14 protein-coding genes are annotated in these 15784 nt (G+C 45.9%); 7 read left to right on the forward strand and 7 right to left on the reverse strand.

Annotated features, from left to right (window positions below):
- Positions 1–10 precede the first annotated feature (10 nt).
- Entirely contained in the window at positions 11–283 is a 273-nt protein-coding gene (locus AC6I8Y_RS03545) for a DUF3622 domain-containing protein (protein ID WP_394153455.1), read from the forward strand.
- Positions 284–350: 67 nt separating this feature from the next.
- Here the strand turns inward: AC6I8Y_RS03545 and AC6I8Y_RS03550 are convergent, their stop codons facing one another.
- From AC6I8Y_RS03550 to tsaA, 4 genes are all read right to left on the reverse strand, one after another.
- On the reverse strand, positions 351–1031 hold the full coding sequence (locus AC6I8Y_RS03550; RefSeq protein WP_394153457.1) for a tellurite resistance TerB family protein: 681 nt from the start codon (positions 1029–1031) through the stop codon (positions 351–353).
- Between the two features lie 160 nt (positions 1032–1191).
- Positions 1192–2247: a glycosyltransferase family 9 protein gene (locus AC6I8Y_RS03555; RefSeq protein ID WP_498020787.1), complete on the reverse strand. Its 1056-nt coding sequence runs from the start codon at positions 2245–2247 to the stop codon at positions 1192–1194.
- 287 nt (positions 2248–2534) lie between these two features.
- Positions 2535–4250 (reverse strand): proline--tRNA ligase, encoded by a 1716-nt coding sequence (locus AC6I8Y_RS03560; protein WP_394153461.1) that lies wholly within the window; start codon positions 4248–4250, stop codon positions 2535–2537.
- Between the two features lie 148 nt (positions 4251–4398).
- Entirely contained in the window at positions 4399–5097 is a 699-nt protein-coding gene (gene tsaA, locus AC6I8Y_RS03565; protein ID WP_252013674.1) for a tRNA (N6-threonylcarbamoyladenosine(37)-N6)-methyltransferase TrmO, read from the reverse strand.
- 368 nt (positions 5098–5465) lie between these two features.
- On the opposite strand from tsaA, the gene AC6I8Y_RS03570 reads away from it, so the two are divergent.
- Positions 5466–7052 (forward strand): AbgT family transporter, encoded by a 1587-nt coding sequence (locus AC6I8Y_RS03570; RefSeq protein ID WP_234494396.1) that lies wholly within the window; start codon positions 5466–5468, stop codon positions 7050–7052.
- Positions 7053–7137: 85 nt separating this feature from the next.
- On the opposite strand, the gene AC6I8Y_RS03575 is transcribed toward AC6I8Y_RS03570, so the two are convergent.
- The 3 genes from AC6I8Y_RS03575 to map form a co-directional block, all read right to left on the reverse strand.
- Positions 7138–7521 carry a DUF3461 family protein gene (locus tag AC6I8Y_RS03575; protein WP_234494395.1) on the reverse strand — a complete coding sequence of 128 codons (384 nt, stop codon included), beginning with the start codon at positions 7519–7521 and terminating at the stop codon, positions 7138–7140.
- 180 nt (positions 7522–7701) lie between these two features.
- Positions 7702–10326: a bifunctional uridylyltransferase/uridylyl-removing protein GlnD gene (gene glnD / locus AC6I8Y_RS03580; RefSeq protein WP_498020788.1), complete on the reverse strand. Its 2625-nt coding sequence runs from the start codon at positions 10324–10326 to the stop codon at positions 7702–7704.
- Positions 10327–10441: 115 nt separating this feature from the next.
- Entirely contained in the window at positions 10442–11320 is an 879-nt protein-coding gene (gene map, locus AC6I8Y_RS03585) for a type I methionyl aminopeptidase (RefSeq protein WP_446569064.1), read from the reverse strand.
- A gap of 385 nt (positions 11321–11705) precedes the next feature.
- On the opposite strand from map, the gene rpsB reads away from it, so the two are divergent.
- From rpsB to uppS, 5 genes are all read left to right on the forward strand, one after another.
- Positions 11706–12437: a 30S ribosomal protein S2 gene (gene rpsB / locus AC6I8Y_RS03590; RefSeq protein WP_006072474.1), complete on the forward strand. Its 732-nt coding sequence runs from the start codon at positions 11706–11708 to the stop codon at positions 12435–12437.
- A 128-nt stretch (positions 12438–12565) separates the two neighbouring features.
- A complete protein-coding gene (gene tsf, locus AC6I8Y_RS03595) occupies positions 12566–13408 on the forward strand; it encodes a translation elongation factor Ts (RefSeq protein ID WP_394153469.1) in 843 nt (280 codons plus the stop codon).
- Between the two features lie 152 nt (positions 13409–13560).
- A complete protein-coding gene (pyrH, locus tag AC6I8Y_RS03600; RefSeq protein WP_394153471.1) occupies positions 13561–14292 on the forward strand; it encodes a UMP kinase in 732 nt (243 codons plus the stop codon).
- Positions 14293–14375: 83 nt separating this feature from the next.
- The gene (frr, locus tag AC6I8Y_RS03605; protein WP_042476355.1) at positions 14376–14933 is read left to right on the forward strand and encodes a ribosome recycling factor; all 558 of its coding nucleotides are present in this window, start codon (positions 14376–14378) and stop codon (positions 14931–14933) included.
- A gap of 94 nt (positions 14934–15027) precedes the next feature.
- Entirely contained in the window at positions 15028–15783 is a 756-nt protein-coding gene (gene uppS, locus AC6I8Y_RS03610; RefSeq protein ID WP_042476358.1) for an undecaprenyl pyrophosphate synthase, read from the forward strand.
- Position 15784: the final 1 nt, after the last annotated feature.

A 15784-nucleotide genomic window follows, 5' to 3' on the forward strand; every position in this document is an offset into this window, starting at 1 on the left:
AAATACATAAATGTCTGAAAATAAAAAATTTACTATCCGTCTAACGGAAAAGCGTAACGGCTGGTCTGCAGAGATCATTCGTCAAGTGACTTCTCGTCGCACGGTTGTGTCTAAGCGTGAGATGGGCTTTGAAAGCCAAGAATTGGCTCAAGCGTGGGCGGAGAAAGAGCTCGCTGGTTTTATCGAAAACCAAGCAAAGCGCAATGAACGTAAAGCAGAAGCTCGCGCAGCGAAAGCAGAAGCAGCGGCGAAAGCAGAAGCTGCAGCAGATAGCGAAGAGTAATTCTTTTCGCTCTGTAGGTGGTTCCTAGGGACTCCCCTAGGAACGCATTGTCATTCTCAACTCAGTTCTACTGACTTACCTGAGCGTTCAATTGCTCAACCAAACCATCCTCTAACCCAAGCTGGGTTGCCAACTCTTTCAAATACGCTTTTTCCATAAAGTTTTGCTCATCGGCGACTAACAAGCTCGCTAAATAGATTTCCGTCGCGTGCTCTGGTGATACCGCAAGTCGAGCAATTTCGGCCGGATCAAGTGGTTTAGCTATCTCAGCTTGAATCAATTGCTGAACAGAACTATCAGCATCAATTTGTGTTAAGGCTTGTTCAATCTTGGCCATTTCATGTTCATCAATATGACCATCGGCTTTAGCCGCTGCAATCATGGCTTTGAGCACTGATTCATCATGTTGACTAGATTGAGAAAAGTTTGCTGGCGACGATAACGTTGGATCGGAGCCTGAGGGCTGGTTGCTAACTTTGTTGTAGTCGTTATACAGCTTGTATGCGAGTGCGCCAAGGGCGGCAGCACCACCGACGCCAAGGGCAGTTTTCCCCATCTTTTTGGTTTTCTTAGAGCCCATCAGCATACCAAGCAATCCACCACCCACAGCACCAGCACCGAAAGCACCAAGTGTTTTCTTGTCACCTAATGTCTGACCGATACTTGACGATGATTGGCTCGCTTTCTGCGTGGCTTGACTGACTATATCGGAACTAAGGGCTTGATTCAGTAAGGATTTTAAGTTCATCTCTTTCTCCTCGGTCCTATCGGGCTACTCGGGTATAGATTCATAGTAAGAGAGTGAAGATGAACAGAATATGAAGAAGAGTGGGGGAATAGCACCTTTATTCGGTGCTATTCAGATTGGATTGACCAAGAGAGTCTTAAAAGGTACTCATGCGAGTCTCTTATAGAGCCTCAACTAATTCATTATGCCCTTTGCTTGGCGTGTTGAAATCAGTGATGTTGACACTCTGAGCACCAATGACACCGAATGTGCGAGGATCGGTCTTATTATACAGACCGTAGCACTTCACATCTGCTGCGTCGGCTAAGTGCAAAGGACCGGTATCACAGCAAATAAAGCCATCAGTATTTTTCAGAAAACTAGCCAAGATACGCATGTTTTTATTTGAGTAAGTGGCATAGTCTGGCTTCAGAGGCGATGTGATATCTGGGCTAAGGATCTCTACCCATTTAATTGGGCGTTCCGATTCTTGCTCAAACTTATTTAGAATGTCTGTCCATTCGGCATTGGAAAGCTGCTTGGCACCGCGGGCACCACGGAAAAATGCACAGATTCCATCTTCACCGGAATATAAGCCCGCCATTGCGTCTTGCCCTGTTGTAATTTCTTCTTGGCTAAGCTCAATCTGATGAGCAACTGGCAAGATAAGCGTATTACCGAGCGCCTTGATGAGGTACAAGCTTGTCAGCGCGGTATGGTGAAGGTCATCGTCTTTTTGGAAGGTATGAGTAAAGGCAACATCACTCCCAAGGTGGTGCTCGGCGACTTTGTTTTTACTTGCCAACACAGAAACAAGAACCGCATCACCCGTTGAGCGATATGGCGCAACAATTAGGTCGTAGTCGTTTTTTCTCAATGTGAATACCGATTTTAAACAGCTGACGATTTCTTTGAATGAGAAGTGAGAATAGACAATCTCATCAACGCCCATATTGGCAAAAACCTCGCCTTGCCAAGGTTGATTCAGCATCAGAGTGAGCTTTGCATCTGGGTACTGGGCACGCATTTGACGCACAAATGGTATCAAGAAGTACATGTTACCGATGCGCTTATTGTTGCGAACAATCAGAATCGATTTCACATCCGGCTTTTCGACTAAGGCTTTTTGGCTTAGGCGGTTATTGTTGATCAATCGATAAAGCGTTGGCTCGAGGTTTGACATCCAGCCACGACGCCAATGATCGAACTGTCTTAAGCGAGTTTTTAAAGCTTTCATTCTGAAATAGGTCTGATATGAGAAAATTGACAATAAAATTGCAGAAAGAATATCGCTTATGAGTGGTTTTGTCAGCATTTTTCATGCTGTTGTATGGCTTATGTATATAGGTGTCATTAAGTGTATTTATAGGTTTTTGAGAGCGCGGATGGATTTTGCGTAAATGCATGAGTGAATTTAACGGTTATAAGTGAGATGGATGAGGAAGGGGATACATAGCGTTTCTGTAGGAAAAGAAAGAGGCCGCAAAGCGGCCTCTTAAACTAGCGAACTAAAAGGCGTTAGCACTAAGCCAATTGAGCCTTAACATGCGCGACGATGTCATCGATAGCCACTGGCGTTTTATCACCAGTACGACGGTTCTTGTATTCGAAGTTACCTTCGTCCATGCTGCGGTCACCAATAACCACAGTATGAGGAACACCTACAAGCTCCATATCAGAGAACATCACACCTGGACGCTCTTTACGATCGTCAAATAGCACTTCGATACCCGCTGCAGTCAGTTCTGCGTATAGCTTCTCTGCAGCTTCTTTAACGCGCTCAGACTTGTGCATGTTCATTGGTACGATCGCAACCTGGAATGGAGCGATAGCGTCTGGCCAGATGATGCCGTACTTGTCGTTGTTCTGTTCAATAGCCGCAGCTACCACACGAGAAACACCGATACCGTAACAACCCATCTCTAGGATAACGTTCTTACCGTCAGGACCAAGCACGCCACAGTTCATTTTCTCTGAGTAGTTCTTACCAAGTTGGAAGATGTGACCCACTTCGATACCACGCTTAAGTAGGATAGTACCTTGACCACATGGGCTTGGATCGCCTTCAACAACGTTGCGTAGGTCTTCTACTTTACCCAGTTCAACGTCACGACCCCAGTTGATGCCAAAGTAGTGCTTGTCATCAATGTTAGCGCCAGCGCCAAAGTCGCTCATTACTGCAACCGAGCGGTCAACGATGAATGGCAGTTCAAGACCAACAGGACCTAGTGAACCTGGACCTGCACCAATCGCTGCGCGAATTTCTTCTTCTGTTGCCATCTCAAGAGGAGAGGCAACTTCAGCAATTTTCTCTGCTTTGATTTCGTTAAGTTCGTGGTCACCACGGATGATAAGGCCAACAAGCGGCGCTTCGATTTCATCAGATGCCTTAACAAATAGCGTCTTAACTGTTTTCTCGATTGGTAGATCGAACTGCTCAACAAGCTCAGCAATGGTTTTCGCATTTGGCGTATCAACCATTGTCATCTCTTGAGTTGGAGCGGCAAGCTCTGCAGCAGGTGCCAATGCTTCTGCTTTTTCGATGTTTGCAGCGTAGTCAGACTCAGAAGAGAACGCGATAAGGTCTTCACCGCTTTCTGCCAATACGTGGAATTCGTGAGAGCCGTTACCACCGATAGCACCGGTATCTGCTAGTACTGGGCGGTAATCTAGACCCATGCGGTCAAACGCTTTGCAGTAGGCATCGTGCATCGCTTCGTAAGACTTCTCTAAGCCTTCTTTGTCGATGTCGAAGCTGTACGCATCCATCATAGAGAATTCACGTGCACGCATAACACCAAAGCGTGGGCGGCGCTCATCACGGAATTTAGTTTGGATTTGGTACAGGTTCAGTGGTAGCTGTTTGTACGAGTTAACTTCGTTACGAACAAGGCTAGTGATCACTTCTTCTGCTGTTGGGCTAAGTACAAACGGACGCTCATGACGGTCAGTGAAGCGAAGAAGCTCATCACCCATCTTTTCAGATCGGCCTGTCTCTTCCCATAGTTCAAACGGCTGCACTACGGGCATCAAAGTCTCAACTGCACCTGCATTATCGATCTCTTGGCGAACGATGTTTTCGACTTTACGCAGAACACGTAGACCCGTAGGTAGCCAAGTGTATAGACCTGAAGCTAGCTTACGAATCATACCTGCACGCAGCATGAGCTGGTGACTTACAACTTCTGCGTCGTTTGGTGTCTCCTTCAGTGTAGAAAGAAGATAGTTACTGGTACGCATTTATGGGTATCCGTTCATCATGTTGATAGTAAATTCAGGCAGAGATGCCCAAATTGAGTTAAGCCGCTTATGATATCAGCCAAATGGCTTTCTACCAAATGACTTTCTATCAAATGATTTCCATCGATAAACACTCAGGATTCAGTGTTCAGAGGGCTTCAATCGCGGTGACGACAATATGATCGCTCAGTGCTTTGAACTTTACGTTCCAGTCAAACAATCTCACGCCATACTCTTTGTCATCAAGCTTGCCTTTTTTATAGGCCGGCCTAGGGTCTTGTGCGAGTACCTCACGGATGATTTGCTGCTTGTGTTGACCCTCTGACGTTTGTGATAAAGCCTCGAGTGCAGAGTCTGAGAATATCACCTCAGTCGCTTCCGGCTGGGATTCCGCGTATCCCCCTTTTGCATTGGTGACGGAATCGGAATAGGGGATGTAAGGTTTTATATCAATAATAGGGGTGCCATCAACCAAATCGACACTGCCGACATCAATAAACACCTGCTGACCTTTCTGTCTTACCCCTCGAAACTCAACTGCAGACATTCCGATTCCATTAGGGCGAAAGGTCGCGCGACTTGCTAGTACACCGATGCGTTCGTTGCCGCCGAGACGAGGCGGTCTGACCGTTGGTTTCCAGCCTGCCTCGAGATTTTGGTCAAACAGAAATAACAGCCATAAATGCGAAAACTGTTCAAGACCCCTAACCGCCTCTAAGCAATTTATATCGCCCTGTAAGGCGATGGAAGCAGTGGCACTTGGCACTAATCTGGGCTGTCTTGGTACGGCAAACTTCTCTTTGTAGGGAGAGTGAATGGTGCCAATCGGGTGCAGAGAGTAGCTCATTTACTGAGTCCTAGTTCACATTATTCAATATTCATCATTTCAGAAGCGACGATTTTTTTCAATTGATGATCGTTTGAGCTTTTTTTAGCCCTAATTGCTTGTGAGTTGGTAAAAAAGATGAATATGTCACAAGAATGTTATAGGTTATTTTATATTTAGATCAATATAAGTCATTGTATAGTTGCTAACATAATGGATGAAAATTGCGCAAGATTTACAATTGGCAACATTTTGGGCTTTTATTATTGAGCTGGCTCACGTACCCTGCGCCTGCTTTTTACAAAGTTGTCAGAACTAAGACCGATGAGTGTCATCTGCATTACAAGACTTTGTTAACAGCTAGGACAATATAAAAAAGGAGGGGACAGATGAGTTCATCTGCCACATTGAAACACAACAAGCCAAAAAAGCCTCTATTTACCCGTTTTCTTGACGGCGTTGAGTACTTGGGGAACCTATTACCCCACCCAATCACATTATTTGCGATTTTCTGTCTAGCGATTCTTGTCATGTCTGGCATCGCTGGATACTTCGACGTTGCTGTTGCTGATCCTCGCCCTGAAGGTGCAGCCGGCCGTGCCGCGAACGGTATGATCGAAGTAGTGAGTCTTCTTAATGCTGAAGGCTTGCAGTTAATTGTTACCAACCTAGTTACAAACTTTACTGGTTTTGCACCGCTTGGCACGGTATTGGTTGCCATGCTTGGTGTCGCGATCGCTGAGCACTCAGGTATGCTTTCAGCGGCGATGCGTGGTCTGGTTATGGGCGCGTCTAAGCGCATGGTAACAGTGACAGTCGTATTCGCTGGTATCATTTCTAACACAGCTTCAGAGCTTGGTTACGTCGTACTTATTCCGTTGGCAGCGATGCTGTTCCACTCTTTAGGACGTCACCCTCTAGCAGGTCTTGCTGCCGCGTTTGCTGGTGTATCTGGTGGTTACTCTGCAAACCTACTTATTGGTACGGTTGACCCACTGCTTTCAGGTATCACTGAAACAGCGGCGCAAATGATCGACCCAACGTACACAGTAGGCCCAGAGTCAAACTGGTACTTCATGTTCATTTCGACGTTCTTCATTGCGATTACCGGTGCATTCGTAACTGAGAAAATCGTTGAGCCAAAACTTGGCAAATACAACGATGAAGAAGCGGCTGAAGACCTGTCGAACGATAGCATGGGTTCTCTGACTGCGGTTGAGAAGAAAGGCCTGAAAATGGCGGGTATTGCGGTTCTACTAGTGAGCGCAATTATCGCATCAACAGTTGTTCCAGAGAACGGCGTTCTGCGTACTGCTGACGGTCAAGTTGCGGGCTCTCCATTCCTTAAGAGTATCGTAGCGTTCATCTTTGTATTCTTCGCAATCCCTGGCTTTGTTTACGGCAAAGTAACGGGCTCAATGAAGAATGACCGCGATGTGATTGATGCAATGTCGAAGTCGATGTCTTCGATGGGCATGTACATTGTGCTGGTGTTCTTTGCAGCTCAATTTGTTGCCTTCTTTAAGTGGACTAACTTCGGTCAAGTATTCGCAGTAGCGGGTGCGGACTTCCTCCAGACTATCGGCCTTACTGGTCCTGCACTGTTCTTCGCATTTATCCTAATGTGTGGCTTCATCAACCTGATGATTGGCTCGGCATCGGCACAGTGGGCGGTAACCGCACCTATCTTCGTACCTATGCTGATGCTAGTGGGTTACGCTCCTGAGACCATTCAGGCGGCTTACCGTATCGGTGACTCAACCACGAACATCATCACACCAATGATGAGCTACTTCGGCCTTATTCTTGCGGTAGCGACTCGTTACATGAAGAACCTAGGTATCGGTACGCTAATCGCGACCATGCTGCCTTACTCAATCTGCTTTATCGTAGGTTGGAGTATTCTGTTCTACGTATGGGTATTCCTGTTTGGTCTTCCAGTAGGCCCAGGTGCTGCGACGTACTACGTTCCATAACGCCAGTACGCTTAAGATTTTATCTCAATTATCGATATGAAAAATGCTCCCAAATGGGAGCATTTTTTTGAGTTCGGAATGGTCGCTATTTGAGTTTTTCTAAGTCTGCTTCAATTTCAGCAATCTTACTCGACACGACTTTCTCTAGATGACGTAAATCGGAAAGAATCTTCTGTTTGACGTCGACTTCTGTTGCTTCGATAGGTTTGGTCAGACGGTTTAGTTCATCTATGACTAGGGTAAGGTTACGGTTAATCTCAGTGACTTCTTTGTAGTTTTGGCTACTGCTATTGGTGCGAACGCTCTTAACTTGTCTTGGATATTTGAATTTGACACTTTTCGCAAACAGCTCACCTTTTTGCTTACGAAAGTAGATTTTCAACACATCCTTATGCGCTTCTTGGCGTAGGGAATAACGCTCGATTTGTTTAGGATCTTGGATGCCTAACCCTGTGAGGTTTGGGTACATAGATGACCTCTTTGGTTGTGTGTTTCTTTTACAACTGTAGCAGGCAATGTAAGGGGTAGATAGCTGATTTGAGGACAGTTTAGGGATAATTGTGGAGGAGATCGCCTAAATAGCGATCTCCTTTATGGTAACTAGCTAGAGGTGGTAAATAACCTGAATTTATTCACTGTATATTAATGACTAGCTAGTGATTTGCTCTGAAATATTCTCCTGCAGTTTTTGCTTCAAGACTGCTTGTTCGTCTTCAGTTAAACGGCCACCGTTTTCACCCGTTAAGATAAACAAATCTTCCGCTCGTTCACCAATCGTGGTGATTTTAGCAGCATGAATACTAAGGTTCAGCTGAGCGAAAGTTGCACCCACTTTCGCTAGTAGACCAGGCGCGTCAAGGGCGACGAGTTCCATGAGGGTGCGTTTTTTGCTCTTGGTTGGCAAGAAATCAACTTGAGTCTTGACGTTAAAGTGCTTGAGGTTACGTGGCGCTCGCCTTGTCTTAATCTTGGTTGGTCTTCCGTCTTGTAGGACGTGGACTAAGTGCTTGATAACGGCAGGGTGACGACTTGCATCTATCGCATCACCATGCTGATCCAGCACCATAAAGGTATCCAGCACATAACCATCTTTGCTGGTCATGATCTGTGCATCATGAACGTTAAAGTTTCGTCTATCCAGCTCAGCGACCACAGTTGCAAAGAGGGCGGGTTGGTCTTTGCTATAGACGAAGACTTCTGTGCCACCACGAGTGGCATTTTTACTCATGAGTACCAGTGGCTTGGTAGGATCGTCAAGATTGAGGATATGTTCGCTATGCCATGCTATCTGTTTATGGGTGTGGCGCAGGAAGTAATCGGCTTTAAAGCGCTGCCACAGTACTTCGATTTCACGCGCCGCAAACCCTTGTTTACGAAGCAGGGCTGAGGCGAGCTGTTGGTTGTGACGAATACGGTCACGCACGTCAACAGGGTTCTCGAGACCTCGTCGCAGGACTCGCTGAGTTGAATAGAATAGCTCGGCTAGTAGCGTACGTTTCCAACTGTTCCAAAGCTCAGGGTTGGTTGCACAGATATCGGCTACGGTGAGACAGACAAGGTACTCGAGGTACTCTTCATCACGAACCTTTTTAGCAAACTCAATAATGACATCTGGGTCGTAGATATCACGGCGCTGAGCTGTCACCGACATGAGTAGGTGGTTCTGTACCAACCAAGAAACGAGCTTCGCTTCTGGTTTTGATAAGCCATGTTCCATACAGAAGTCGTAAGCTTCAGTCGCTCCGATTTCAGAGTGGTCGCCACCACGCCCTTTACCGATATCATGGAAGATAGCGGCTAAGATCAGCAGCTCCTTCTTCTGCATTCGAGGGTACACCTCACAGCAAATCGGGTGCTTGCTGTAGCTTTCCTCTAGGCTGTAGGTGTGAATATGGTTGAGAAGGCGCACGCTGTGCTCATCAACTGTATAAACATGGAACAGGTCGAATTGCATCTGACCAACGATCTGGCTCCACTGTGGTAAGTAGGCGGCGAGTACGCCAAGTTTGTGCATCAAACGAAATGCTCTGTGAAGGGCATTTGGATGACGGACCAAATCCATGAACTTTTCTCTAGCTTCTGGGATGGTGTGCAAGAACTTGTTCAATCTGCGCCTTGCTGTGCGTAGCTGCCTCAGCGTCGCAGGGCTGACACCTTCAATACTTGAGTCGTTAGCAATATGAATAAACATATCGAGAATGGTTTCTGGACGAGCCTGAAACAGGGCTGGCTTTCTTGCTTCGATGAGTTTGCCGCGACGTTGAAAGTCCTCATTGATGATTTCCGCTTGTTGGATTTGACCTTTATTGATGATGGCCTGGTCGAATAGTTTTAACAGCATCTTGTTGAGCTCAGCAACACGTCTTAAGGTGCGATAAAACTCTTTCATCATGGTCTCGACAGCGACATTTCCTTCACCAACAAAACCTAAGTTTTCAGCAACTTGTGCTTGATGAGCGAACATGAGTCGATTGTCGTATCGTCTTAGCTCGATGTGCAGGGCGAAACGGACTCGCCATAGAAAGTTTTGACACTCAACCAGCTCACGGTATTCGACATCGGTAAGGAAACCGAAACGGCTCATTTCATACAGGGAAGTTGCACCAAAGTGACTGCGTGCTACCCAGCTCAGCGTGTGAATGTCACGTAATCCGCCTGGCGTCGACTTGATGTCTGGCTCAAGGTTGTAAGTGGTGTCATGATACTTGGCGTGACGTGCGCGCTGCTCTTCAATCTTCGCACTGTAAAACGTCTCTGAAGGCCAAAAGCTATCTGAGTCAATTTGGGCTTTGAGTTGTGAGAAGGTATCTTCGCTACCGCAAAGAAGTCGCGCTTCTTGCAAGTTGGTGGCGACGGTTAAATCTGATTTGCCGATCTCAATACATTCATCGACGGTTCTAACGGCATGACCGACTTCCAATCTAAGGTCCCATAATAAGGTAATAAACTCACTAATGGTGCTTTCGAGCGCGGCAGGTATCTTTTTACGCGATACCACTAAGATGTCGATATCAGACAGAGGGTGAAGCTCGCCACGGCCATATCCACCTACCGCTACCAAAGATAGATAGGTTTGATTAGAGAGCTCTGATGCAGACCAGAGTCGCCGAAGTAGCTGATCGATGTAATCAGAACGACCAAGTACCAAATCGGTGATGGGGTGGTGATTTAAAAATTCGTGCTTTTGATGGTTCGAGAACGCCTCGAGCTGTGTTTTCAACTCTTGAATGGTCAACTGATCATCATTAAGCGTTGTTGGGCTTTGAAAAGTCATGTGTGCAATCCGTGCAAGCAAAAAAAAGTCACTAACAAGGGTTATACCAAAATAGGGCGGATAAAAAAATATCCCCAGGAGTTGGGGATATTTTTAGAAACGTTCAGAGAGGAGATTACAGGTTGTTCATATGACGAGGAATGGTCTCGTCGCTGCGCAGTGTGAGTACCTCACAGCCAGTCTTAGTGACGACAATGGTATGCTCCCACTGAGCTGAATTTTTGCCATCACCTGTGTAAACCGTCCAGTCATCCTCTGCATCGATGCTACAGCCGAATTTACCCGCGTTGATCATAGGTTCGATAGTGAACACCATGCCTTCTTTTAGAACGCGGCGGTCGTTGTTTTTGTAGTGAACCACTTGCGGCTCTTCATGGAACTCAGAACCAATGCCGTGACCACAGAAATCTTTCACGATAGAGAACTTGTTGCGCGGGTTCTTTTTGTTGTTGGCTTTGATGAACTTTTCGATTTCTGTACCGATAGCGCCAACCGTAGAGCCTGGCTTAACGGTCTTCATACCAAGGTAGAGCGCTTCTTGAGCCACCATCGCCAATCGCTTGTCTGCAGGAGACACGTCACCAACAAGGAACATTTTAGATGTGTCACCGTGGTAGCCTTCTGGGCGAGTATCTAGAGACGCATTTTCATCATTAGGAATGATAACTGTCACGTCCACGTTCACGATGTCGCCATTTTTGAGTACTGCAGGCTTAAGTTTGCCCGTTGTGCCCATTTCGTCTTTTTCAGCTGGGATGCCGTGACAAACGATATGGTTGATAGAAGTACAGATTGATTTAGGGTAACCGTGGTAATCAAGTGGCGCAGAATACGCACCTTTCTCACGAGTGTACTCAGCACAAATTCTATCTAGCTCCTCAGTCGTGACCCCTTCTTTTACATGAGGTTCGATCATTTCTAAAAGCTCTGCTGCAAGCTTACCTGCGATTCGCATTCTTTCGATTTCAGCTTCAGTTTTGATTTTGATAGACATCTGTGTTCTCTGTATTTTAAATTGACGCGTTATTCTATCAGTGGCGAGATTAAGCGCAACAAGAATAACTCTCACTTCCTTGTTGATACGTTACTCAGTGTAGTTTGGGTTTGCTAAGAGTTCACCTATTGAATCGCTGTCACTTTGTACATTTCTTGCGATTTTTCTGGAAATCGACCCCTTAAATATGGTATAAAGCGCGCCGATGACAGGACTTAGTCTCTTCACTCTTTTTAGAAAGGGCGGCGAGTTAGGTTGTGCATCAACATACTTTAATTTAAATCCACACACATTTCGTCACATGTTCCGGGGTGCTTGAGTAATCATTCATACCAAGTCGGAACCATGGGAAATGTGGAGGCCTAACCCCATAGAGGAATTTAAAATGGCAACTGTATCAATGCGCGATATGCTTAAAGCTGGTGTTCACTTCGGTCACCAGACTCGTTACTGGAACCCAAAAATGAAGCCATTCATCTTTGGTGCTCGTAACCGCGTACACATCATCAACCTAGAAAAAACTGTACCAATGTTCAACGATGCACTAGCTGAGCTAGCTAAAATCGGTGAGAAGAAAGGTAAAGTTCTTTTCGTTGGTACTAAGCGCGCTGCATCTGAAGCTGTTAAAGAAGCTGCAATCAACGCTGACCAGTTCTACGTGAACAACCGTTGGTTGGGCGGTATGCTAACGAACTACAAAACTGTTCGTCAGTCTATCAAGCGTCTTAAAGATTTCGAAGCACAAGCTCAAGACGGTACTTTCGAGAAACTAACTAAGAAAGAAGCTCTAATGCGCACTCGCGAAATGGAGAAGCTAGAGAAGTCTCTTGGTGGTATCAAGAACATGGGCGGCCTACCAGACGCTCTATTCGTAATCGACGCTGATCACGAGCACATCGCTGTTAAAGAAGCAAACAACCTAGGTATCCCAGTATTTGCTGTTGTTGATACTAACTCTAACCCAGACGGCGTTGACTACGTTATCCCAGGTAACGACGACGCAATCCGTGCAGTACAGCTTTACCTAAACGCTGCTGCAGACGCGGTTAAAGAAGGTCGTAACAAAGATGTTGCTGCTGTAGCTGACAAAGACGGTTTCGTAGAAGAAGCTGAATAATTGCGGCTTTAGCCACACTTAGTTTTGGTAGACACAGAGTCTTCATATAAACTGAGTTATAGTTAGATCAGGGGCCGCATATGTGCCCCTGATTTTTACCCTAATTAGAATCAATCGAGGAATAGAGAATGGCTGTTACTGCTGCTCTAGTTAAAGAACTGCGCGACCGTACTGGCGCAGGCATGATGGAATGTAAGAAAGCGCTTGTTGAAACTAACGGTGACATCGAAGTTGCAATCGAAAACATGCGTAAGTCTGGCGCTGCTAAAGCTGCTAAGAAAGCAGGCAACATCGCTGCTGAAGGCGCGATCATCATCAAAGAAGAGAACGGCGTTGCTGCTCTTCTTGAAGTTAACTGCCAAACTGACTTCGTTGCTAAAGATGCAAACTTCACTGCATTCGCAGAGAAAGTTGCTGCTGACGCACTAGCAACTAAAGCAACTGCTGAAGAGCTAGTTGCTAAGTTTGAAGAAGAGCGTGTTACTCTTGTTGCTAAAATCGGTGAGAACATCAACATCCGTCGCGTACAGTACGTTGAAGGTGCTGCAATCGCTGCTTACCGTCACGGTGAGAAAATTGGTGTTGTTGTTGCTGGTGAAGGTGACGCAGAAACTCTTAAGCACGTTGCTATGCACGTTGCTGCTTCTCGTCCAGAGTTCGTTAACCCAGAAGACGTACCTGCAGACGTAGTTGAAAAAGAGAAAGCTGTTCAAGTTGAAATCGCTATGAACGAAGGCAAACCAGCTGAAATCGCAGAGAAGATGGTTGTTGGTCGCATGAAGAAATTCACTGGCGAAATCTCTCTAACAGGTCAACCATTCGTAATGGAACCTAAGAAATCTGTTGGCGAAATCCTAAAAGAGCGTGGCGCATCTGTAGCGACATTCGTTCGTCTAGAAGTTGGTGAAGGCATCGACAAGGGCGAGCAAATGAGCTTCGCTGATGAAGTAGCAGCAGCTCAGAAAGGTTAATCCTTGACGATTTGTTGATAAGAGACCGTGGCCTTGGCTGCGGTCTTTTTACGACTAGGCTATCTGTTATTTTTTAATCGTCATGAGTTGGGATTCATACGCTAGTCTTAACCCATGACCGTTAATCGATAACTCTTTGGAAGGTATACTCCATGACAACGAACCCAAAACCTGCTTATCAACGTATTCTGTTAAAACTTAGTGGCGAGGCTCTACAAGGCGACGAAGGCTTTGGTATCGACCCTAAAATCTTGGATCGTATGGCTCAAGAAGTAAAAGAGCTAGTAGAACTGGGTGTTCAAGTTGGTGTTGTAATTGGTGGGGGTAACCTATTCCGTGGTGCGGGTCTTGCTGAAGCTGGCATGAACCGTGTTGTTGGTGACCACATGGGTATGCTTGCGACTGTAATGAATGGTCTAGCAATGCGTGATGCTCTACACCGTGCTTATGTTAATGCTCGTGTAATGTCTGCTATCCCACTAAAAGGTGTGTGTGACGATTACAACTGGGCTGATGCGATTCGCGAACTTCGTCAAGGTCGCGTAGTAATCTTCTCAGCTGGTACTGGTAACCCATTCTTCACAACAGACTCTGCAGCGTGTCTACGTGGTATCGAAATCGAAGCAGATGTGGTTCTTAAAGCCACCAAGGTAGATGGCGTATTTACTGCCGATCCAGTAGCTAACCCAGATGCAGTATTATGTGATAAGCTCTCGTACAACTCAGTTTTGGAAAAAGAACTGAAAGTAATGGACTTGGCTGCATTCACATTGGCACGTGATCACAAGATGCCAATTCGTGTGTTTAACATGAACAAGCCAGGTGCACTTCGCCGAGTTGTGATGGGTGAAGCAGAAGGCACGCTTATCAGCGACGCAGAATAAGAGTAAACTCTTAACCAGAATTATCGAAGGACATAGCCTGAAAGCAGACTGGCTTTCAGGTTACTATTATTTAAGGTGATATTGTGATTAACGAAATCCAACAAGACGCTCAAGAGCGCATGGCAAAAAGTGTTGAAGCACTAAAAAACAACCTAACTAAGATCCGTACCGGTCGTGCACACCCAAGCCTTCTTCAAGGTCTTTCTGTTGAGTACTATGGTGCGCCAACACCTCTTAACCAGGTTGCTAACGTTATCGCTGAAGATGCACGTACACTAGCGATCACTGTATTCGACAAAGAGCTTGCTCCTAAAGTTGAAAAAGCGATCATGATGTCAGACCTAGGTCTAAACCCTATGTCTGCAGGTACGGTTATCCGCGTACCACTTCCACCACTAACAGAAGAGCGTCGTAAAGACCTAGTTAAGATCGTTCGTGGTGAAGCGGAAGGTGGTCGTGTTGCTATCCGTAACATCCGTCGTGACGCTAATGGTGAGCTAAAAGCGCTGCTAAAAGACAAAGAGATTTCTGAAGACGAAGATCGTAAAGCACAAGACGAAATTCAGAAAATCACTGACGCTGCTGTTAAGAACGTAGATGAGCTACTAGCAGCGAAAGAAAAAGAGTTGATGGAAGTCTAATTTTTCATCGATTGACTCTTGTTAAGACGCTGTGCTGACAGCACAGCGTTTTTTTATGCTACTCTGTCCGTCCCAATTATAACTACATTCTTTTATGCAGAACTCAGACACCTTCAACGACGCCCTTCCAAAACATATCGCGATCATCATGGATGGTAATGGCCGTTGGGCTAAGTCCAAAGGAAAGCCGCGCGTATTCGGGCACAAAAAAGGGGTTTCAGCGGTTCGTAAGACGATTTCAGCAGCGGCAAAGCTTAATATAAAAGCGGTCACCTTGTTTGCATTCAGCAGCGAGAACTGGCGCCGTCCTGAAGACGAAGTTGGCTTATTGATGGAGCTGTTTATTACGGTTCTATCAAGTGAAATTAAAAAACTCCACAAGAATAATTTAAGACTACGTATCATTGGCGACAAAACTCGCTTCAATGAGCGATTGCAGCGCAAGATTGCCGAAGCGGAAGCATTAACGGCTAACAACACCGGTACTGTGGTCAACGTAGCAGCAAACTATGGCGGAAAGTGGGATATCCTACAGGCCACCAAACAACTGGCTAAGCTAGTTGAGACGGGTGAGCTTAATGCTTCTGATATTACAGAAGACATGATCAGCCAACATGTCACTATGTCGGACCTACCTGACGTTGATCTCTTGATCCGTACCAGTGGTGAGTGCCGAATTAGTAACTTTATGCTTTGGCAAATGGCTTACGCGGAAATGTACTTTATGGATGAGTACTGGCCGGAATTTAACGAAGATACTCTCGTTAAAGCGATTACCTGGTTTATTAACCGAGAGCGACGCTTCGGATGTACCGGAGAACAAGTCAAAGCGTTAATGGAAGCCAATTAAG

This window comes from Vibrio sp. KUL78 (assembly GCF_059725505.1).

What these genes read in the sequence shown, in the direction of transcription:
- tsaA (WP_252013674.1), bottom strand. Translation starts at nt 5,097, where the DNA reads ATGAGCTACTCTCTGCACCCGATTGGCACCATTCACTCTCCCTACAAA.
- glnD (WP_498020788.1), bottom strand. Translation starts at nt 10,326, where the DNA reads ATGACTTTTCAAAGCCCAACAACGCTTAATGATGATCAGTTGACCATT.
- AC6I8Y_RS03560 (WP_394153461.1), bottom strand. Translation starts at nt 4,250, where the DNA reads ATGCGTACCAGTAACTATCTTCTTTCTACACTGAAGGAGACACCAAAC.
- AC6I8Y_RS03570 (WP_234494396.1), top strand. Translation starts at nt 5,466, where the DNA reads ATGAGTTCATCTGCCACATTGAAACACAACAAGCCAAAAAAGCCTCTA.
- map (WP_446569064.1), bottom strand. Translation starts at nt 11,320, where the DNA reads ATGTCTATCAAAATCAAAACTGAAGCTGAAATCGAAAGAATGCGAATC.
- AC6I8Y_RS03550 (WP_394153457.1), bottom strand. Translation starts at nt 1,031, where the DNA reads ATGAACTTAAAATCCTTACTGAATCAAGCCCTTAGTTCCGATATAGTC.
- rpsB (WP_006072474.1), top strand. Translation starts at nt 11,706, where the DNA reads ATGGCAACTGTATCAATGCGCGATATGCTTAAAGCTGGTGTTCACTTC.
- uppS (WP_042476358.1), top strand. Translation starts at nt 15,028, where the DNA reads ATGCAGAACTCAGACACCTTCAACGACGCCCTTCCAAAACATATCGCG.
- AC6I8Y_RS03575 (WP_234494395.1), bottom strand. Translation starts at nt 7,521, where the DNA reads ATGTACCCAAACCTCACAGGGTTAGGCATCCAAGATCCTAAACAAATC.
- tsf (WP_394153469.1), top strand. Translation starts at nt 12,566, where the DNA reads ATGGCTGTTACTGCTGCTCTAGTTAAAGAACTGCGCGACCGTACTGGC.
- AC6I8Y_RS03545 (WP_394153455.1), top strand. Translation starts at nt 11, where the DNA reads ATGTCTGAAAATAAAAAATTTACTATCCGTCTAACGGAAAAGCGTAAC.
- pyrH (WP_394153471.1), top strand. Translation starts at nt 13,561, where the DNA reads ATGACAACGAACCCAAAACCTGCTTATCAACGTATTCTGTTAAAACTT.
- AC6I8Y_RS03555 (WP_498020787.1), bottom strand. Translation starts at nt 2,247, where the DNA reads ATGAAAGCTTTAAAAACTCGCTTAAGACAGTTCGATCATTGGCGTCGT.